Origin of the sequence: Cellulomonas fengjieae, from assembly GCF_018388465.1 — a bacterium.
In the GTDB taxonomy this organism is placed as follows: Bacteria; Actinomycetota; Actinomycetes; order Actinomycetales; family Cellulomonadaceae; genus Cellulomonas; species Cellulomonas fengjieae.
Window position 1 is genome coordinate 2,374,718 of record NZ_CP074404.1, and the last position, 19,769, is coordinate 2,394,486.

The window sequence follows — 19,769 nt, forward strand, 5'->3', positions numbered from 1 at the left end:
CGCCGTCATCCCTTGACCGCACCAGCCGTCAGGCCGGAGACGATGTACTTCTGCAGGAACAGGAACAGCAGCATCACGGGGAGGGCCGCGAGCACCGCGCCCGCGGCGAACAGGCCCCACTGCGCGGTGCGCTCGTCGGCCGCCCAGAAGAAGAGACCGAGCGCGAGCGTGTACTCCTCGGGCCTCTGCAGGACCACCTTGGCGATGATGAACTCGCCGAACGTGCCGATGAACGACAGGAACCCGACGACCGCGAGGATCGGTGCGACGAGCCGCAGGATGATGGTCCAGAAGATCTGCGCGTGGCTGGCGCCGTCGATCTTCGCGGCCTCGTCCAGCTCACGGGGCACGGTGTTGAAGAACCCGTACATGAGGAACGTGTTCACCCCGAGGGCGCCGCCGAGGTAGACCGCGATGAGCCCGTACCGGCTGTTGAGCCCGAGCGCGGGGAACACCTCCCCGATGGAGAGCAGGACGAGGAAGATCGCGACGAACGCCAGCATCTGCGGGAAGATCTGGATGATCAGCAGGGTGGTCAGGCCACCGCGGCGGCCCTTGAACCGGAACCGCGAGAACGCATACGCGGCGGCACCTCCCATGAGCACGGTGCCCACGGCGGTCACCGTGCAGATGATGAGGGAGTTCGCGAACCAGCTCCCGTACCCGCGGCCCCACAGTTCCCCGTAGTTCTGCAGGTCGACCGTGCGGAACAGGTCGTTCGAGCCGGTCAGCGTGCCGCCGGGGTTCAGCGACGCCGACAGCACGTACACCAGCGGCAGGACGCAGACGACGATCATCACGAGGCCGATGACGTGCCGCCAGCCGATCTCGATCCACCAGCGGCGCCCGCGGAGGGACATGTCGCGCTCCACGAAGGTGTCGGTCCGATCCACGAGTGTGTCGGCCATCTCAGATCTCCTCGAGGGTGCGCGTACGACGGAAGGCGAGGTAGGCGATGACTCCGACCACGATGAAGATGAGGATCGACAGCGCGCTCGCCAGTCCGTACTGCTTGGTCCCGCTCTCGAAGGCCACGGAGTAGACCATCGAGATGAGGAGGTCGGTGTGGCCCACCACGACCGGGGAGCCCACGAAGTTGGGACCACCACCGGTGAGCATGAAGATGAGCGAGAAGTTGTTGAAGTTGAACGCGAACGACGAGATGAGCAGCGGCGCCACCGAGACCATGAGCAGCGGGAGCGTCATGGACTTGAAGATGCGCCACGGGCCCGCGCCGTCGATCCGCGCGGCCTCGATGGTGTCCGCGGGGATGGACTGCAGCGCCCCGGTGCAGACCAGGAACATGTACGGGAAGCCGAGCCAGAGGTTGACCAGCAGGATCGAGAGCTTGGCCAGCCAGGGGTCGGAGAGCCATGGGATGCTCGCGCCGCCGAGCAGGACCTCGTTCACGTACCCGAACTTCTCGTTCAGCATGCCGCGCCAGACGAGCGCGGACAGGAAGCCGGGGAACGCGTACGGGAGGATGAGCAGCGAGCGGTAGATCTTGCGGCCGCGGATCCGGGGGTCGTTGAACACGATCGCCAGGAAGAGCCCGAGCGCGAACGTCGAGGCCACCGAGAGCGCCGCGAAGGCGAACGTCCAGGCGGTGATCTGCAGGAATGGGCCCGTGAGCCGGGAGTCGGTGAAGACCCGCGTGAAGTTGTCGAAGCCGACACCGACGCGCCACCCGGGGGTCAGGCGGTCGCCGTCCTCCGACACGAAGTTGCCGGTGTCCGCCGGGCTGAAGGTCTCGCCCGTGGCCGTGTCGACGAACGTGTCGCTGGCCTCGTCGTACGCGAGCGTGGGCTGGTACACGTAGCCGGTCGAACCGTCCTGCGTGCGCACCGAGCCCTCGGCCGGGTCGTCGGAGAACGGGACCCGCAGCTCGGTGATCGCCGCCTGGTCCTGGGCGATCTGGGCGAAGCCCAGGACCTCCCAGCCCGGGAGGGCCGTGACGCGGTCGCCCTCGACGGTGGCGTCGTCCACGGTCGTGAACGGCTCCTCGGCCGTGCCGACCTCGGCGTCGCCGTCCTGCACGATCGCGAACCCGAGCTCGCCATCGCGCGCCACGATCGTCAGCGGCAGCGTGGGCGAGCCCTCGACGCGGGTCTCGTTCTGGATCGAGATCGACTCGATCGCGTCGGCCTTGGTGGAGTTGTGCCCGTCGCCGTAGTTCGTGAACGCCACGTACCCGGTGTAGGCCATGACGAAGATCTGGTAGACGAGCAGGAAGAGCAGGCCCGGGACCAGGTACTTGGCGGGGACGGCGCGCTTGGAGAAGTAGACCCAGTTCGCGACGAGCAGCGCCACGACGAGGAACGCCACGATCCCCCATGACTGCACCGCCCAGGCGGTGAGGACCCCGTAGACGCCCAGCGCGTCGACCAGGGCGATGAGGATGAGCTTCGCGAAGAAGCCCGGGGACATGTTCCGGGCGTGGGAGCCGTCGCCGCGCGAGCGGCGCCGGGACCTCGCGCCGGGCTCTTCCGGGGGCGCCGGGGGCGCCACGGTCTGCTGGTCGGTCATGCGAGGTCCTCCGGACACGGGTCACTGCTGCGGGGATCGCCGGGCTGGGGCGGCGGGAGCGAGAACGTCCCGCCGGGCAGCATGCCGCCCGGCGGGACGTTCACGAAGCCATCACGCCTTGTCGATGGCGTCCTGGATGTTGGTCACCATGGTGTTCCATGCACCGGCCGGCTCGGCCTGTCCGCCGATGATCTGTGCCTCCGTGGCGCCCCAGAAGGCCCACACGGTGCTCATCGCGGGGATCGCCGGCATCGGGGCACCGGTCGCGCCGGCCTCGTTGAAGCCCTGAAGGATCGGGTTCTCGACCTTCGCGGCGGCAGCGGAGTTGGCGGGCATGCGGCCACCCTCCTCGTACAGACGGTCCTGCGCGGCCTCGGTGGACAGGTAGTTGACCACGAGCTCGTTGGCGAGGACCGGGTTCTCCGACTTGGCCGAGATGAAGACGCCCTGGACGCCCACGAACGGCTGCGCGGGCTGCCCACCGGCGCTCGGGACGGGGAGCACGGTGATGTCCATGCCCGCCTCCTCGAAGGCCGAGGTGTTCCACGGCCCGGTGATCATGTACGGCGCCTGGCCGTCGAGGAACGCCTGCTTGGCCTTCTCGCCGTCGATCGCGAGCTGGAGGACCTGCTCCTGGCCGAGCTTGGCCAGGTACGCGGCGAACGCGTCGCCGGCCGGGCCGCCGAGCGCGAGCGTGTCGGTGTAGGAACCGTCCGCGCTCTGCTCGAAGACGGGGGCGCCGAACGAGGTCTGCAGCGGGTACAGGTGGTACGGGTCGGACGCGTCGCCCTGCTGGACGAGGACCGAGAACGGGGTGCCCGTGCCCTTGGCCTGCGCGACCAGCTCGTCGAACGTCGCGGCCGGCGTCTCCGTGAGGAGCGCGTTGTTGCGCACCAGGGCGATGTTCTCGATCGAGATCGGGACACCGTAGGTCTTGCCGTCGTACGTGACACCGGCGAGGGCCGACTCGGAGAAGTCGGCGGCCTTGTCGCCGAGCTCCACGGGTGCGACGACGCCGTTGTTGACCCACTCGCCCAGGCCGTCGTGCGCCGAGACGATGATGTCGGGGCCCTCGCCGGTCGGGACCTGCGCGACGAAGTCCTTGCCGATGTCGCCCGAGGCCTTCTGGACCAGGTCGACCTTGATGTCGGTCTCGGCCGTGAACTCCTCGACGACCGGCTTCATCTCGTCGATGCGGGTGTCGTCCACCCACATCGTCAGCGTGCCGCCAGCCTGCTCGGCGGGTGCGCTGGACTCCGTGTCGGCCGGGTCCGACGAGCCGGAACAGGCGGCCAGGGCGAGCGTGATGCCCAGGGCCGCAGCGGTAAGGGGGATGCTCCGTCGCATCGTGTATCTCCTAGATCGAGGTAGTGAGCCGCAGCGGCAGATCCCTACGATCGACCAGCGTTGGCGTGATGACGCGACGGTAACCTCGTTGTGTCCGCGGCTGCAACTCGTTACGGTAAGTTGCGGCGAACCGTTGCAGAAGCGTGACTCGGAGGATCCTCCGGTCCTCTGACAGCGGTGGCTGCTACCCGGACAAAGGAGTGTCGTGGTCCCCACCGTGCCCATCGCGCGAACCCGCCTGACGGATCTTGCCGAGCAGGCCGGGGTCAGCACGGCGACGGTGTCGCGGGTCCTCAACGGCAAGCACGGCGTGTCGGCGCAGGCGCGCCAGGCCGTGCTCGCAGCCCTGGACGTGCTCGGGTACGAGCGCCCCGAGAAGCTGCGCACCCGCTCCGCCGGACTGGTCGGGCTCGTGGTCCCGGAGCTGTCGAACCCGGTGTTCCCCGCCTTCGCGCAGGTCATCGAGACGATGCTCACAGAGCGCGGCTACACGCCGCTGCTGTGCACCCAGTCCCCCGGTGGCACCACCGAGGACCAGTACGTCGAGATGCTGCTCGAGCACAACGTCGACGGCATCGTCTTCGTCTCCGGACTGCACGCCGACACGACGACCAACATGTCGCGCTATCACCGGCTGCGCAGCCGCGGCATGCCGATCGTGCTGATCAACGGCCACGCCGACGAGGTCGACGCACCCTCGGTGTCCACCGACGACTCCGCCGCCCTCGACCTCGCCTTCCGCCACCTGGTCTCCCTCGGCCACCGCAGCATCGGTCTGGCCATCGGCCCCGAGAGGTTCGTGCCCTCCGCGCGCAAGCGCACCGAGTTCGCGATCAACCTCGAGCGCCACCTCGGGGTCACCGACGCCGACCCGCACATCGTCACCACGCTGTTCACGGTCGAAGGGGGCCAGGCCGCGGCGCTCGACCTCCTCGACGGCGGCCACACGGCGATCATCTGCGGGTCCGACCTCATGGCCCTCGGCGCCATCCGTGCGGCCCGCTCCCGCGGACTGACCGTGCCCGGCGACCTCTCGGTCGTCGGCTTCGACGACTCCCCCCTGATCGCCTTCACCGACCCGCCCCTGACCACCGTCCGCCAGCCCGTGCTGTCCATGGGGCACGCCGCCGTCTCCGCCCTCGTCGCGGAGATCACCGGAACCCCCGCGTCTCGCACGGAGCTGAAGTTCCACCCCGAGCTCATCGTCCGCGACTCCACCGGTGCCGCGCCGGCGCTGACCTCGGTCGCTGTCACCCCAGAGGCGCCCGCCGTACCCTGACCGGCCGCGGGTTCCCGGTGGACCCACGCCCGGCAACGGCGCCTCCCCCCTCGAGATACACCCCGAAGTGAGGCATGCCCGCATGACGACGATCGACACCCGACCCCTGCGCACCCTGGTGCACACCGCCGGCTCGCCCGACGGCGAGTGGTGGCGCGATGCCGTGATCTACCAGGTCTACCCGCGCTCGTTCGCGGACGCGTCCGGGGACGGAATCGGCGACCTGCCGGGCGTCACCTCGCGGCTGGACCACCTGGCCGAGCTGGGGGTGGACGCCGTCTGGCTCTCCCCGTTCTACCGGTCACCGCAGGCCGACGCCGGCTACGACGTGGCCGACTACCGCGACGTGGACCCCCTGTTCGGCACGCTCGAGGACTTCGACACCATGCTGGAGCGCGCGCACGGCCTGGGCCTGCGCGTGATCGTCGACCTGGTGCCCAACCACACCTCGGACGAGCACGTCTGGTTCCAGGCCGCCCTCGCCGCCGGACCCGGTTCGCCCGAGCGCGCCCGCTACCTGTTCCGTGCGGGCCGCGGCATCGACGGGTCGGAGCCGCCCAACAACTGGCAGTCGATCTTCGGCGGTCCGGCGTGGACCCGCACGACCGACCCCGACGGCACCCCCGGCGAGTGGTACCTGCACCTGTTCGACTCGCGTCAGCCCGACCTCGACTGGGAGCACCCCGAGGTCCGGTCCGAGTTCGAGGACGTCCTGCGGTTCTGGCTGGACCGTGGTGTCGACGGCTTCCGCATCGACGTCGCGCACGGCATGGTCAAGGCGCCGGGGCTGCCCGACTGGGACGGGCACGTCTCCATGATCGAGGGCTCGGAGGGCGTCGCGCCCACCGACGTCGACCCGACCGACGCCGTCTCCGGCTCGGGCAACCAGGGTCCGATGTTCGACCAGGACGGCGTGCACGACATCTACCGCTCCTGGAACAAGGTGCTCGCCGAGTACCCCGGTGACCGCGCGCTCGTCGCCGAGGCCTGGGTGGAGCCGCTGTCGCGCCTGAGCCGGTACGTGCGCCCGGACGAGATGCAGCAGGCGTTCAACTTCGCGTTCCTGAGCACGCACTGGGACGCGCCGGCGCTGCGGTCCGTCGTCGAGGCCTCCTACCGTGCGTCGGACGCCGTGGGCGCCCCGACCACCTGGGTGCTGTCCAACCACGACGTCGTCCGCCACGCCTCGCGCCTCGGCCTGGCCGAGCCGGGCTCGCGCCCCAACGGGATCGGCCACGGCGACGAGCAGCCCGACGAGGTCCTTGGGCTGCGTCGTGCGCGTTGCGCCTCCCTGCTCATGCTCGGCCTGCCGGGCTCCGCGTACCTGTACCAGGGCGAGGAGCTCGGCCTGCCGGACCACACCTCGCTCGACGACGGCCTGCGCCAGGACCCCGCGTTCTTCCGGACCGGCGGCGCCGAGCGCGGTCGCGACGGGTGCCGCGTCCCCCTCCCCTGGGCGGCGGGCGAGGCCGGGTTCGGGTTCTCCCCGACCGGCGTGACGTGGCTGCCCCAGCCCGCCGAGTGGGCCTCGTACGCGCTCGACGCCCAGCGCGGCGCCGCCGGGTCGACGTACGAGACGTACCGGGCGGCGCTCCGGCAGCGCCGGGAGTCGCGCCTCGGCTCCGGCGGGATGGAGTGGCTGCACGGGCTCGGCGACGACGTGATCGCGTTCGTGAACCGTGACGTGCTGGTTGTCGCCAACCTCGGGGCCGACGCCGTCGCGCTGCCGGCGGGCACCGAGGTGCTGCTCGCCTCGATCGACCTGCCGGTCGGCGCCGACGGTGACGTGCTGGTTCCCTCGGATGCCACCGTCTGGGCGCGCCACACCGCCTGAGCTGCACGAGGACGGCCCCGCCGAGCCTGCTCGGCGGGGCCGTCCGGGTGTCAGGGGCGGGCTGCGACGTGGAACGCCTGGGCGCTCAGCGGCGGCACCACGACCGCGACGCTGCCGTCCTCGACGCGGATCGCGGCGCCCGGGCACGCCTCACCGGCCGCGACCGGCAGCCCGAGCACGTCGCAGTAGCGGCCGTCGGGCAGGCTCGTCGACAGCGTCGTGTCGAGCGGCTCGTCGCCGAGGTTGACCACCACCAGGCCCCGCTCGCCGCGGCCGACGGCGACCGCGTCACCGTCGGACCAGGCGTCCACCATCGGCGCGTCCCCGACGACGTTGCGCCAGCCCACCATGCCGGCGATCGGCGTCCAGCGGTGCTGGCACACCCAGTCGCCGTCGGCGAGGTCCACCCGCGGCCCCGCCTCGCGGCACGACGCGTCCAGCACGCGGCCGTCGGCGTCCTGCGGCGGACCGGCGTCACGGTCGGAGAACGCGTAGCCGCTGTACACCGCCGGCGTCCCGTACGTCCCGGCGAGCATCAGGACGTTCGCGAGCGCGTACTGCTCCGCGTCGGCGTAGCTGAGCGTCGACCCGTTGCGCTCGGTGTCGTGGTTGTCGACGAACACCACCGCGTCATCCGTCGGCAGGACCTGCGAGGACGTCCCCAGCTCGAGCGCGCGCCCGGGCGCCCCCGCGAGCACGCCCTGCAGCTCCCTGCCGTACGCGAACTCGTAGACCTTGCCGTTGCCCACGTACTGCTCGGGCGTCACCGGCTCGCCGGAGCCTCGGATGACCTCCTGCGCGATGCCCGTGCCCTCGGGCAGCTCCGCGACGATGGCCGCGACGTCCTGCGGGGCCATGTGCTTGGCCGCGTCGATCCGGAACCCGTCGACGCCGAGGGACAGCAGGTCCTCCAGGTAGGCGACGACCGTGGCCCGCACGTGCGCGGTCCCCGTGGCCAGGTCGGCCAGGTTGACCAGCTCGCACGTCTGCACCTGGTGCGCGTCCTGGTAGAGGGCGATGTCGTCGTTCGGCGTCAGGCCGCAGTGGTGGAAGTCGGCCTCGGAGTACAGCCCGGGGTACTCGTAGTGCGCGTACGGCGACCCCGCCCACCCGGTGCCCGGCGCGTCCTGGCCGGTCATGTGGTTGACCACGGCGTCGGCCCACACGTCGACCCCGGCCTCGTGGCACGTCTCCACCATGGCCGCGTACTGCTCGCGCGTGCCCAGGCGCGACTCCACCCGGTGGCTGACCGGCTGGTAGGCCGTCCACCACTGCTCCCCCACGATGTGCTCCTGCGGCGGGCCGGTCAGCACCCACGCGTAGCCGGCGGGACCCAGGGCCTCCGTGCACTCGGTCGCCACGGCGTCCCACGTCCACTGGAACAGCTGCACCCCGACGTCACGCGTCTGGGTCACGGCCGGCTCGGACGGACCGCTGCACGCGGCCAGGACTGCCAGGGCGCCGACCAGGACGGTCGTGCGGGCGCGCAGGTGCGACATCGTCACCTCGGGAGTGGGCCGCAACGCGTTGCAGCAACGTGCAGGACGGCACACCCTAACGCGCGGGGTGGTCCCACAGCATCGAGTCGAGCATCAGCCGCCCGACACGCTCAGCTCGGCCTCGTGCAGCGCGGCGGCGAACTCCGGCGACAGGTCGCGCGAGTCCAGCCAGCCGTACGGCAGGAGCGGTCGCTTGGGCGATCCGGCGCGTCCCCGCTGTCCCTCGGCACCCGCGCCCGGGTAGCCCTGGTCGAGGTCGAGGCGGGCCAGCCGCTCGTCGAGCTCGGCCATGGTCGAGACCAGCCCGAGGGCGGCCCGGGTCTCCCCACCGACGACGTAGCCCTTGAAGTACCAGGCCATGTGCTTGCGCATCTCACGCAGCGCCTTGCCCTCGTCGCCGAAGTGCTCGACCATCAGCTCGGCGTGCCGGCGCACGATCGACGCGACGTAGCCGAGGCCCGGCCGGATGCGCTCGTCGGACCCGGCGAACGCGGCCGCGAGGTCGGCGAACAGCCACGGACGGCCCTGGCAGCCGCGACCGACGACGACGCCGTCGCAGCCGGTCTGCGCGACCATCTCCAGGGCGTCCTCCGCGGACCAGATGTCGCCGTTGCCCAGCACCGGGATGTCGGTCACGGTCTGCTTGAGCTGGGCGATCGCGTCCCAGTCGGCCGTGCCGGAGTAGTAGTCGGCGGCGGTGCGGGCGTGCAGCGCGACCGCCGCGACACCGACCTCCTGCGCGACCAGGCCGGCCTCGAGGTAGGTCAGGTGGTCGTCGTCGATGCCCTTGCGCATCTTCACGGTGACCGGGACGCCGTAGGGGCTGGCCGCGTCGACCGCGGCCGTGATGATCGCCCGGAACAGATCCCGCTTCCAGGGCAGCACCGCTCCCCCGCCGCGGCGCGTGACCTTGGGCACCGGGCAGCCGAAGTTGAGGTCGACGTGGTCGGCGCGGTCCTCGCTCGCGATGAGCCGGACCGCGGCGCCGACGGTCGCGGGGTCGACGCCGTACACCTGCACGGAGCGCGGTCGCTCGTCCGGCTCGTGCGAGATAATCCGCATCGACTCCTCGCCACGCTCGACCAGCGCACGCGACGTGACCATCTCGGCCACGTACAGACCGGCGCCGGACTCGCGGCACAGCCGGCGGAACGCGGCGTTGGTGACGCCGGCCATGGGCGCCAGCACGACGGGGGTGTCGATGGTCAGCGGGCCGATGCGCAGCGGCGGCAGGACGGCACCGGGGCGCGCCGGAACCGCAGGAGTCATCGTGGTCACGCAGCCATTGTCCCTCAGCCGGGCAACCCGGCGTCCACGGCACTCAACCTTCCGGGATGCTGCTGCGTCTTCTACGGTGTGACCCCCATGCCGCAGGCGCCGCAGCTACCCGCCCCGGCCGACGACGACGTCGGCGCCGAGTTGACGCGTGTGCTGCCGTCGGGACCTGCGACGACGGTCGACACCGACGCCGAGTTCACCGAGTTCATGGCCGCCCACAGCGCCGACCTGCTACGCACCGCGTGGCTGCTGGTCGGTGAAGCGCACCGCGCCGAGGAGCTGGTCCAGCACGCGCTGGTGCGCACCTACGCGTCCTGGTCCCGCGCCCGGCGCGACGACCCGCTGGCGTACACCCGACGAACCCTGGTGAACCTGCGCATCGACACCTGGCGACGACGACGTCGCGAGGTGCTGTCCGCGCCGGAGCACCTGCCCGAGAACGCCGCCGGGGGCACTCTGGGCCCTTCCGACGACCGCGACCAGCTAGTCCGTGCGCTCGCCCTGCTCTCTGCGCGCCAGCGCCGGATCGTCGTGCTGCGGCACTTCGTCGGGCTCCCGGAGGCCGAGGTGGCCGCCGAGCTCGGCGTCAGCGTCGGCACCGTGAAGTCCACGTCGTCCCGCGGCCTGGCGACCCTGCGCACGGCCCTGACCTCCACAGACCGGAGCACCCCGTGACCTCCATGCTGTCCGACGAGGACCTCGTCCGAGCCCTGCGCACCCGCGCCGACGTCGCGCTGCCGACGATGACCCTCGACCCCGGCGAGACCGTCGCCGCGGGTCGTCGGCGGCGCCGTCAGCGTGCGATCGGTGGCTCGGTGTCGGCCGTCGCGGCGCTCGCCCTCGTGGCCGGCGGGGCCGTCGGCGCCATCCCCCTTCCGCACCGCACGCCGGTCGGCACCCAAGCGCCACGGATGCTCGGCACCGACCCCTCGGTCGAGGTGGCGCAGAACATGTGGGCGGCCAACGTGCCGGTCCTGCGAGACGGGCCGGACGGCAGCTGGCTGGACCTGAACCTGTCCGTCGAGGTCGACAGCCGGAGTCCCACCGGTGGGCGGATCTACGCGGTCGGGGTGCAGGCCCTCGGCGACCTTCCCGACGGCCGCGCCGGCGTCACGGTCGCCGCTCGGGACGGGTACGACGGCGGGGACGGCTCATCGCTCGGCACGGCCGCCACGGTCACGTGGAGCACCGACAGAACCCTGGACCGCGGTGCGCTGTACCCGGCGGCACGGCGGGCCACCTTCTTGCCACCCGAGAGCGCCAGCAGCGACTGGCGGAGCACCGTCGTGATCCTCGTGGGCGACGTACCGCCCGGGCTCGAGAACCCGCGCGTCTTCGTCACGTACCCCGTGGGCGTCAACGAGGACGTCGACGGCGACGACGTCATCGCGCAGACGGGAGCGACCTTCGAGGTCCCCACCTTCCGGGCACCGGGCTCCGACAGACTCCTCTTCGCGGTCCGCGAGAACACCACGGTGGCCAACTTCATCGAGTTGCAGGGCTCCGCTCCACCGTTCACGACGTTCGTCGGCGCGGACGGCGCGACCGTCGCGGGCGAGGGCTGCGGCAGGCTCGACGCCTGCGAGCTCACCGCCGATCAGGTCCTCGCGCGCGTCCAGCCCTAGACGCACCGCAGGCCCGGAGCAGCGCTCCGGGCCTGCGGGACGTGCGAGGTCAGGCGCCGACGAGGTGCTGCGCCAGGTAGCCGGTGACCTTGTCCAGGGCCACGCGCTCCTGCGTCATGTCGTCGCGGTGCCGGATGGTGACGGCCTGGTCGTCGAGCGTCTCGAAGTCGACCGTGATGCAGAACGGCGTGCCGATCTCGTCCTGCCGGCGGTAGCGACGGCCGATGGCGCCGGCGTCGTCGAAGTCGACGTTCCAGTTCTTGCGCAGCTCGGCGGACAGGTCGCGGGCCTTGGGCGACAGCGACTCGTTGCGGGACAGCGGGAGCACCGCGGCCTTGACCGGCGCCAGGCGCGGGTCGAGCTTGAGCACCACGCGGGTGTCGACGCCGCCCTTGGTGTTGGGCGCCTCGTCCTCGGTGTACGACTCGACGAGGAAGGCCATGAGCGAGCGGGTGAGACCGGCGGCGGGCTCGATGACGTACGGCACGTACCGGGTGTTCGTCGCCTGGTCGAAGTACGACAGGTCCTGGCCCGAGTGCTCGGTGTGCGTCTTGAGGTCGAAGTCGGTGCGGTTGGCGATGCCCTCGAGCTCGCCCCACTCGCTGCCCTGGAAGCCGAAGCGGTACTCGATGTCGACGGTGCGCTTCGAGTAGTGCGACAGCTTCTCCTTCGGGTGCTCGTAGTGCCGCAGGTTCTCGCGCGCGATGCCCAGGTCGGTGTACCAGTCGGTGCGCTGGTCGATCCAGTACTGGTGCCAGGTCTCGTCGGTGCCGGGCTCGACGAAGAACTCCATCTCCATCTGCTCGAACTCGCGCGTGCGGAAGATGAAGTTGCCCGGCGTGATCTCGTTGCGGAACGACTTGCCGATCTGGCCGATGCCGAACGGCGGCTTCTTGCGGCTCGTCGTGCTCACGTTGGCGAAGTTCACGAAGATGCCCTGCGCGGTCTCGGGCCGCAGGTAGTGCAGGCCGGACTCGTCCTCGACCGGGCCGAGGTAGGTCTTGAGCATCATGTTGAAGTCGCGCGGCTCGGTCCACTGGCCGCGGGTGCCGCAGTTCGGGCACGAGATGTCGGCGAGGCCGTGCTCGGGGGCGCGGCCCTTCTTCTCCTCGAACTGCTCGAGCATGTGGTCCTCGCGGAACCGCTTGTGGCAGGAGAGGCACTCGGTGAGCGGGTCGGTGAAGACGCCGACGTGACCGGAGGCCACCCAGACCTGGCGGGGCAGGATCACCGAGGAGTCCAGGCCGACGATGTCGTCGCGGCTGGTGACCATCGTGCGCCACCACTGGCGCTTGATGTTCTCTTTGAGCTCGACGCCCAGCGGTCCGTAGTCCCACGCGGACCGGGTACCGCCGTAGATCTCACCGCTCGGGAAGACGAAGCCGCGCCGCTTGGCGAGGGAGACGACGGAGTCCAGGCGGGAGGGTGCAGCCACGATCGATCACTCCAGGGTGGTGGCGCCCGCGGCTGGGTGCCGCGGACGGATGGACCGCAGCGGGGACCGCCGCGGTTGAGCAGATGAGTGCAGCCCAGGCTACCGGTCGCCCGGCCCGAGCGTTTTGACAACCGTTCTCGCCTAACTGAGAATGATCGTCATGTACAACGCTCGTCGTCTCGCTCTGCTGGCCCCGCTGGCCGCCCTGCCGCTCCTCGTCAGCGGCTGCACCAGCGATTCCGGTACCGAGGACGGGACCGTCGACGTGATGGCGTCGTTCTACCCCCTGGAGTTCATCGCCGAGCAGGTGGGCGGCGACCGGGTGGACGTGCGGTCCGTGACGCCGCCGGGGGCCGAGCCGCACGACGTCGAGCTCTCCCCCGCGCAGGTCGCACGGATCGACGGTGCGGACCTGATGCTCTACCTGTCCGGCTTCCAGCCCGCGGTCGATGACGCGGTCGCGCAGACGTCGCCCGGGCACGTGGTCGACGCGGCCTCCGACACCACGCTGCTGGCAGCTGACGAGCACCACGAGGACGAGACTGCCGAGGAGCACCAGGAGCACGACCACGGGGAGCTCGACCCGCACTTCTGGCTCGACCCCAGCCGGATGCCGGCCGTCGTCGACGACGTCGCGACGGCACTCAGCGAGATCGACCCCGAGGGCGCGGACACGTACGCCGCCAACGCGGCTGCGCTCAACCAGCGGTTCGAGGACCTCGACGCGGCGTACGCCGCAGGGCTCCAGCAGTGCGGGTCGCGGACCTTCGTCACCTCGCACGACGCGTTCGGGTACCTGGCGGACCGGTACGACCTGGACCAGGTCGGCATCTCCGGCATCGACCCGGACGCCGAGCCGTCGCCCGCCCGGCTCGCCGAGGTGAAGGACATCGTGCGCGACGAGGGCGTGAGCACCATCTTCTTCGAGAGCCTGGTGAGCCCCAAGGTCGCCCAGACGCTGGCCGCCGACCTCGGGATCGACGCCGCCGTGCTCGACCCGCTCGAGGGGGTCACGGAGCCCGACGCCGACTACTTCTCGGTCGCCGAGGCGAACCTCGACGCCCTGCGCATGGCATTGTCCTGCTCGTGAGCACACCCGTGATCGAGGCAGCCGGGCTCGGTGTGACGCTGGGCGGCCAGCCGATCCTCGACGGCATCGACCTCACCGTTCCCGCGGGCGAGGTCCTCGCCCTGCTCGGCGCAAACGGCTCCGGCAAGTCCACCCTGGTGCGCACGCTGCTCGGCGTGGTGCCCCGCACGTCCGGCACGGTCCAGCTTTTCGGCGCCCCCCTGGGCCCGTCGGCACCGTGGGACCGCATCGGTTACGTCCCGCAGCGGCTGCCCGCGGCGGCAGGTGTACCGGCCACCGCCTACGAGGTCGTGACGTCGGGACTGCTGCACGGCCGCACGCTGCGGCCCGCGCGCGGGCGCAGGCACCGCGTTCTCTCCGCACTGGCCGACGTCGGCCTGGCCGACCGGGCGTTCCAGCGCGTGCAGGAGATGTCCGGCGGCCAGCAGCAGCGCGTGCTCATCGCCCGGGCCCTGGTGCGCGACCCCGACCTGCTGGTGCTCGACGAGCCCACGTCGGGCATCGACATCCCCACGCAGGCCACCTTCGTCGACACCGTCAGCCGCCTGCACGACGCGGGGACCACCGTGGTGGTGATCCTGCACGAGCTCGGTCCGTTCGCCCCGCTCATCGACCGCGCCGTCGTGCTGCGGCACGGCAGGATCGCGCACGACGGGGCGCCACCCCGTGCCCGCGGTGAGCACGCCGGCGCCGACCACGTCCACACGCACGCGCACCCGGACCCCGAGCCGCCGCGCACCGGCCCGTCCCTGTCCGTGGAGGTGAACCCGTGAGCCCGTGGGACCAGGTCCTCGAGCTACTGAGCTCGCCCCTCATGCAGCGCGCCCTCATCGCCGCGATCCTGGTCGGCGCCGCCGCCCCCGTCGTCGGCACCTTCCTCGTGCAGCGCCGCATGGCCCTGATGGGTGACGGGATCGGGCACGTCGCCCTCACCGGCGTCGCACTCGGCTGGCTCGTCGGCAGCTGGGCCGGCCTGGTGCCGCAGGACACTCTGGCCCTGCCCGGCGCGGTGGTCGCGGCGGTCGTCGGCTCGGTGGTCATCGAGCTCGTGCGGGAGCGCGGCCGGACCAGCGGTGACCTCGCGCTCGCCCTGATGTTCTACGGCGGCATCGCCGGCGGCGTCCTGCTCATCAAGATCGCCGGCGGCACCAACGCCAACCTCATCAGCTACCTGTTCGGCTCCATCTCGACCGTGTCGACCGCGGACCTGTGGTGGACGGGCGGCCTCGCCCTGCTGGTGCTCGGTGTCGGGATCGGGCTGCGCACGGCCCTGTTCGCCGTCAGCCACGACGAGGAGTTCGCCCGCGCGAGCGGGCTGCCCGTGCGGCTGCTGTCGATGGTCGTCGCGACCCTCGCGGCGCTGACGGTCACCATCGCGATGCGGGTGGTGGGGCTCCTGCTGGTCAGCGCCCTGATGATCGTGCCGGTGGCCGTCGCGCAGCTGTTCGCGCGGTCGTTCAGCCGGACCATGATCATGGCCAGCGTGATCGGCGTCGCCGTCAGCGTCGTGGGCCTCTCGCTCACCTACTGGCAGGACATCCCGCCCGGCGCCACCATCGTCGTCCTCGCGATCCTGGTCTACGCCGTCACCGCCACCCTCGAGCCCTTGGTGCGCCGTCCTCCGCCACCGCGGGACCCGCACCCCGACATGGTGGACGACGTCCTGCTGGTGGACGACGTGCGCGACGACGACGGGGCCACGGGTCGGCCCGTCCCGTCGCCGTAGAATCACCGGGTGGACCCCCGCGACGCCTACCAGCTCGGCACCGTGCCCCTCGCGGTCGCCGTCGCCGGGCTGTTCGTCATCGTGATGGCCCGCTCGCACGCCACCTACTGGGCCGGCCGCGGCGTGGTCCGTGGCGCCCAGGTGGTCCATGAGCACGAGGGCGCACCCGAGTGGTGGCACGCGACCATCCGCCGGCTCGAGGCCTGGACGGACACCCGCAGCGCCCAACGGGGCCTCGACCTGGTGCGTCGCTGGGGCGCGATCGGCGTCACGCTCGCGTACCTGACCGTCGGCGTGCAGACCGCGGTCTTCGCGGCCGCCGGGTTGATCCGGATGCCCTACCCCCGGTTCTTCCTCGCCTCGCTGCCGGGCGCGGTGGCCTGGGCCGTCGTCTGGGCGACGATCGGCTTCGGCGCCCTGTGGGCCGCGTTCGCCCTGTTCACCACGTCTCCCTGGGCGCTCGCCGGCGCGCTGGTGGTCGTCGGCATCCTCGTCGCCTGGCTCCTGCGGCGCCGGGCGCGGCGTCGCGCGGACCAGGGCGCTGCCGCGGAGGTTCAGGCGGAGGTCTGACCCGGCTTGTCGACCGCTCCCCCGTACCGGCGGTCCCGACGCGCGTACGTCTCCACCGCCCGCCACAGGTGCCGCCGGTCGACGTCGGGCCACGGCTCGTCCAGGAAGACCAGCTCGGCGTAGGCGGCCTGCCAGATCATGAAGTTCGACGTCCGCTGCTCACCCGACGAGCGCAGGAACAGGTCCACGTCCGGCAGGTCCGGCTCGTCGAGGTACCGGGCGAAGACCTTCTCGTTGACCTTCTCCGGCTTCAGGCGACCGGCCGCGGCCTCCCGCGCGATCGCCTGCGCCGCGTCGGCGATCTCCGCGCGACCGCCGTAGTTGACGCACATCGTCAGCGTGACCGTGGAGTTGTTCCTGGTCTGCTCCTCGGCCGTCTCCAGCTCGGTGATGACCGAGCGCCACAGCCGCGGCCGCCTGCCCGCCCAGCGCACCCGGACGCCCCACGAGTCCATCAGGTCTCGCCGGCGGCGCAGCACGTCCCGGTTGAACCCCATGAGGAAGCGCACCTCGTCGGGTGAGCGCGACCAGTTCTCCGTGGAGAACGCGTACGCCGAGACGTACTCCACGCCGACCTCGATGGCACCGGCCACCACGTCGAGCAGCGACGCCTCTCCGGCGGCGTGGCCGGCCGTGCGCGGCAGCCCGCGGGCGTTCGCCCACCGACCGTTGCCGTCCATGACGACGGCCACGTGCCGGGGGACGAACTCCTTGGGGATGGCGGGCGCGCGCTCGCCGCTCGGGTGCGGCGGGGGTGGGACGGGCATTCAGACCCTCTCGACCATCGGCAGCGAGCGCAGCTGGCGCTCGAGGTGGAACTGGCAGAACGCGGCGACCAGGCCGTTGCCCTCGCCGCGGTGCCGCTCGGCGCTGGCGTCGGCGACGGACCAGTCTCCCTCGAGCAGCGACGCGAGCAGCGCGAACGTCTCGGGCGCCGGCGCGGCGGCGCCGGGCGGCCGGCACGCGCGGCAGACGGCGCCGCCCGACGCCACGGCGAACGCCGAGTGCGGACCCGTGGCCCCGCACCGCGCGCAGTCGGTGAAGCTGGGCGCCCAGCCCGCCATGGCGAGCGCCCGCAGCAGGTAGGAGTCGAGCACCAGTCCCGGGGCGTGGTCGCGGTAGGCCAACGCCTTCACGGCGCCGACCAGGAGCCAGTACTGCTGCAGGGCCGGCTCGTGCTCGGCCTCGACCAGCCGGTCGGCGGTCTCGAGCATGACCGTGCCGGCGGTGTACAGCGTGTAGTCCTCGCAGATCCGGCGCCCGAACGGTCCGAGCGTCTCCGCCTGCGTGACGATGTCGAGGTTGCGGCCGGTGCTCAGCTGCAGGTCGACGTACATGAAGGGCTCGAGCCGGGAGCCGAACTTCGAGGACGTGCGGCGCACCCCCTTGCCGACGGCACGGACCTTCCCGTGCGACCGGGTCAGGAGGGTGACGATGCGGTCGGCCTCCCCCAGCTTGTGGGTGCGCAGGACGATCGCCTCGTCGCGGTAGAGGCTCACCGGACCATTCTCCCCCGCGCCGCCCACAGTCCGCGTCGGCGCGCGGGGACGACCGGCATCGGTGGCGGCGAGATCGTGGGTTCGGCGCCAGATCGGGTGTTCACAGGCACGAGCTCGTGCGAAACCCACGATCTCGCGGCCGCCGCACGGTGCCGAACCCGCCGGGCAGTGCTGACCCCGGGGAGGGACACGCTCGGGTTTGCCGAGCACAGCCCCTCCCCGGGTACACCGTCCAGCCGGGGTCGACCGCCCGGACGGTGGCTCTGGGTGGGTGCGGTCAGCGCTCGTGCCGGTTGACGGCCGAGATGATCGCCTTCAGGGAGGCGGTCGTGATCGACGGGTCGATGCCGACGCCCCACAGGATCTCGTCGCCGATCGCGCACTCGACGTAGGCCGCCGCGGTGGCGTCCCCGCCTGCGGACAGCGCGTGCTCGGCGTAGTCCAGGACCGCGACGTCGACGCCGAGGGTCTTGACCGCCGCGACGAACGCCGCCACCGGGCCGTTGCCGGAGCCCTGCAGCGTCCGGTCGACCCCGCGGTCGACGAGGTCGACCTCGAGGGTGTCGGGCCCGTCCTCGGCGCTGGTGCCGCGCGTGCCCCGCAGCGAGAACCGCCCCCACGGCGCGAACGGGCTGCCCGGCTCGACCGGCAGGTACTCGTCGTTGAAGATGTGCCACAGCTCGTCGGCCGTGACCTCCGTGCCGTGCTGGTCGGTGTGCCGCTGCACCACCTGGGAGAACTCGATCTGCAGCCGGCGCGGCAGGTCCAGGTCCTTCTCGGACTTCATCAGGTAGGAGATGCCGCCCTTACCGGACTGCGAGTTCACGCGGATGATCGCCTCGTACGAGCGACCCACGTCCTTCGGGTCGATCGGCAGGTACGGCACGGCCCACACGACGTCGTCGACGGTCTTGCCCTGACGCTCGGCCGCCCCCTCGAGGGCGGTCAGGCCCTTCTTGATGGCGTCCTGGTGCGACCCGGAGAACGCCGTGAACACCAGGTCCCCGCCGTACGGGTGCCGCTCGTTGACCGGCAGCTGGTTGCAGCGCTCGACCGTGCGCCGGATGTGGTCGATGTCGGAGAAGTCGAGCTGGGGGTCGACGCCCTGGCTGAACAGGTTCATGCCGAGCGTCACCAAGCAAACGTTGCCCGTGCGCTCGCCGTTGCCGAACAGGCAGCCCTCGATGCGGTCCGCACCGGCCAGGTAGCCCAGCTCGGCGGCGGCGACCGCGGTGCCGCGGTCGTTGTGCGGGTGCAGCGACAGCACGACGCTCTCGCGGTAGCGCAGGTTGCGGCTCATCCACTCGATCGAGTCGGCGTAGACGTTCGGGGTGGCCATCTCGACCGTCGCCGGCAGGTTGATGATCACCTTGCGGTCCGGCGTCGGCTCCAGGACATCCAGCACGGCGTTGCAGATCCGCAGCGCGAACTCGAGCTCGGTGCCCGTGTAGGACTCCGGCGAGTACTCGTAGAACACGTCGGTGTCCGGGACGAGCTCCTCGTACTTCTTGCAGAACCGCGCCCCGGAGACCGCGATGTCGACGATGCCGTCCTCGTCGGAGCGGAACACGACCTCGCGCTGCAGCGTCGACGTCGAGTTGTAGAGGTGCACGATGGCCTGCTTGGCCCCCGCGATCGCCTCGTACGTCCGCTCGATCAGGTGCTCGCGCGCCTGCGTCAGCACCTGGATGACGACGTCGTCGGGGATGCGGTTCTCCTCGATGAGCATCCGCACGAAGTCGAAGTCGGTCTGCGAGGCCGACGGGAAGCCGACCTCGATCTCCTTGAAGCCCATCTGCACCAGCAGCTCGAACATCTCGAGCTTGCGGGCCGGGTTCATCGGCTCGATCAGGGCCTGGTTGCCGTCGCGCAGGTCGACCGCGCACCAGCGAGGCGCCTGCGTGACGCGGGTGTCGGGCCACCGCCGGTCGGGCAGGTCGACGCGGATCTGCTCGTGGAACGGGCGGTACTTGTGCACCGGCATCGTCGACGGCTGCTGTGCGCTCGTCTCCAGGTAGGTCATGGTCTTCTCGTCCTTCGGGTGGATCGGCGGGGAGTCAG

General features: G+C 71.3%; 17 protein-coding genes. 8 read left to right on the plus strand and 9 right to left on the minus strand.

Features of this window, described 5'->3' with window-relative positions:
* Window positions 1-5: 5 nt before the first annotated feature.
* The 3 genes from KG102_RS11020 to KG102_RS11030 all read right to left on the minus strand — a co-directional run bounded on the left by KG102_RS11020 (window position 6) and on the right by KG102_RS11030 (window position 3,873).
* A complete protein-coding gene (locus KG102_RS11020; protein WP_208211285.1) occupies window positions 6-908 on the minus strand; it encodes a sugar ABC transporter permease in 903 nt (300 codons plus the stop codon).
* A gap of 1 nt (window position 909) precedes the next feature.
* Entirely contained in the window at window positions 910-2,526 is a 1,617-nt protein-coding gene (locus tag KG102_RS11025; RefSeq protein ID WP_208211288.1) for an ABC transporter permease subunit, read from the minus strand.
* Between the two features lie 111 nt (window positions 2,527-2,637).
* On the minus strand, window positions 2,638-3,873 hold the full coding sequence (locus KG102_RS11030) for a sugar ABC transporter substrate-binding protein (protein ID WP_208211291.1): 1,236 nt from the start codon (window positions 3,871-3,873) through the stop codon (window positions 2,638-2,640).
* Between the two features lie 205 nt (window positions 3,874-4,078).
* Between KG102_RS11030 and KG102_RS11035 the strand changes: the two genes are divergently transcribed.
* Together KG102_RS11035 and KG102_RS11040 are read left to right on the plus strand one after the other, a co-directional pair.
* Window positions 4,079-5,152, plus strand: coding sequence for a LacI family DNA-binding transcriptional regulator (locus KG102_RS11035; protein ID WP_208211294.1), 1,074 nt, complete (start codon window positions 4,079-4,081; stop codon window positions 5,150-5,152).
* 82 nt (window positions 5,153-5,234) lie between these two features.
* Window positions 5,235-6,986: a glycoside hydrolase family 13 protein gene (locus KG102_RS11040; RefSeq protein ID WP_208211298.1), complete on the plus strand. Its 1,752-nt coding sequence runs from the start codon at window positions 5,235-5,237 to the stop codon at window positions 6,984-6,986.
* A gap of 50 nt (window positions 6,987-7,036) precedes the next feature.
* On the opposite strand, the gene KG102_RS11045 is transcribed toward KG102_RS11040, so the two are convergent.
* Both KG102_RS11045 and dusB read right to left on the minus strand, forming a co-directional pair.
* Entirely contained in the window at window positions 7,037-8,485 is a 1,449-nt protein-coding gene (locus tag KG102_RS11045; protein ID WP_208289043.1) for an alpha-amylase, read from the minus strand.
* Window positions 8,486-8,578: 93 nt separating this feature from the next.
* Entirely contained in the window at window positions 8,579-9,754 is a 1,176-nt protein-coding gene (gene dusB / locus KG102_RS11050; RefSeq protein WP_208289042.1) for a tRNA dihydrouridine synthase DusB, read from the minus strand.
* Between the two features lie 96 nt (window positions 9,755-9,850).
* Between dusB and KG102_RS11055 the strand changes: the two genes are divergently transcribed.
* Together KG102_RS11055 and KG102_RS11060 are read left to right on the plus strand one after the other, a co-directional pair.
* Complete coding sequence (locus KG102_RS11055; protein WP_208288849.1) at window positions 9,851-10,438, plus strand: SigE family RNA polymerase sigma factor; 588 nt, start codon at window positions 9,851-9,853, stop codon at window positions 10,436-10,438.
* The gene (locus tag KG102_RS11060; protein ID WP_208288847.1) at window positions 10,435-11,388 is read left to right on the plus strand and encodes a hypothetical protein; all 954 of its coding nucleotides are present in this window, start codon (window positions 10,435-10,437) and stop codon (window positions 11,386-11,388) included. Before KG102_RS11055 ends, KG102_RS11060 begins: the two co-directional genes overlap by 4 nt.
* A gap of 49 nt (window positions 11,389-11,437) precedes the next feature.
* Here the strand turns inward: KG102_RS11060 and KG102_RS11065 are convergent, their stop codons facing one another.
* Window positions 11,438-12,823 carry a glycine--tRNA ligase gene (locus KG102_RS11065; RefSeq protein ID WP_208211306.1) on the minus strand — a complete coding sequence of 462 codons (1,386 nt, stop codon included), beginning with the start codon at window positions 12,821-12,823 and terminating at the stop codon, window positions 11,438-11,440.
* 160 nt (window positions 12,824-12,983) lie between these two features.
* On the opposite strand from KG102_RS11065, the gene KG102_RS11070 reads away from it, so the two are divergent.
* From KG102_RS11070 to KG102_RS11085, 4 genes are read left to right on the plus strand one after another with little or no spacing between them, the layout of a single operon-like run.
* On the plus strand, window positions 12,984-13,913 hold the full coding sequence (locus KG102_RS11070) for a metal ABC transporter substrate-binding protein (RefSeq protein WP_208288845.1): 930 nt from the start codon (window positions 12,984-12,986) through the stop codon (window positions 13,911-13,913).
* Entirely contained in the window at window positions 13,910-14,686 is a 777-nt protein-coding gene (locus tag KG102_RS11075; protein WP_249667287.1) for a metal ABC transporter ATP-binding protein, read from the plus strand. Before KG102_RS11070 ends, KG102_RS11075 begins: the two co-directional genes overlap by 4 nt.
* A 41-nt stretch (window positions 14,687-14,727) precedes the next feature.
* Complete coding sequence (locus KG102_RS11080; protein WP_208212627.1) at window positions 14,728-15,639, plus strand: metal ABC transporter permease; 912 nt, start codon at window positions 14,728-14,730, stop codon at window positions 15,637-15,639.
* A gap of 9 nt (window positions 15,640-15,648) precedes the next feature.
* A complete protein-coding gene (locus KG102_RS11085; RefSeq protein ID WP_249667289.1) occupies window positions 15,649-16,209 on the plus strand; it encodes a DedA family protein in 561 nt (186 codons plus the stop codon).
* Here KG102_RS11085 and KG102_RS11090 read toward each other — a convergent pair.
* The 3 genes from KG102_RS11090 to leuA all read right to left on the minus strand — a co-directional run bounded on the left by KG102_RS11090 (window position 16,194) and on the right by leuA (window position 19,731).
* Entirely contained in the window at window positions 16,194-16,976 is a 783-nt protein-coding gene (locus KG102_RS11090; protein ID WP_208211312.1) for an isoprenyl transferase, read from the minus strand. The genes KG102_RS11085 and KG102_RS11090 overlap by 16 nt on opposite strands.
* The gene (recO, locus tag KG102_RS11095) at window positions 16,977-17,708 is read right to left on the minus strand and encodes a DNA repair protein RecO (RefSeq protein WP_208288843.1); all 732 of its coding nucleotides are present in this window, start codon (window positions 17,706-17,708) and stop codon (window positions 16,977-16,979) included.
* Window positions 17,709-17,985: 277 nt separating this feature from the next.
* Window positions 17,986-19,731: a 2-isopropylmalate synthase gene (gene leuA / locus KG102_RS11100; RefSeq protein WP_208212629.1), complete on the minus strand. Its 1,746-nt coding sequence runs from the start codon at window positions 19,729-19,731 to the stop codon at window positions 17,986-17,988.
* Window positions 19,732-19,769: the final 38 nt, after the last annotated feature.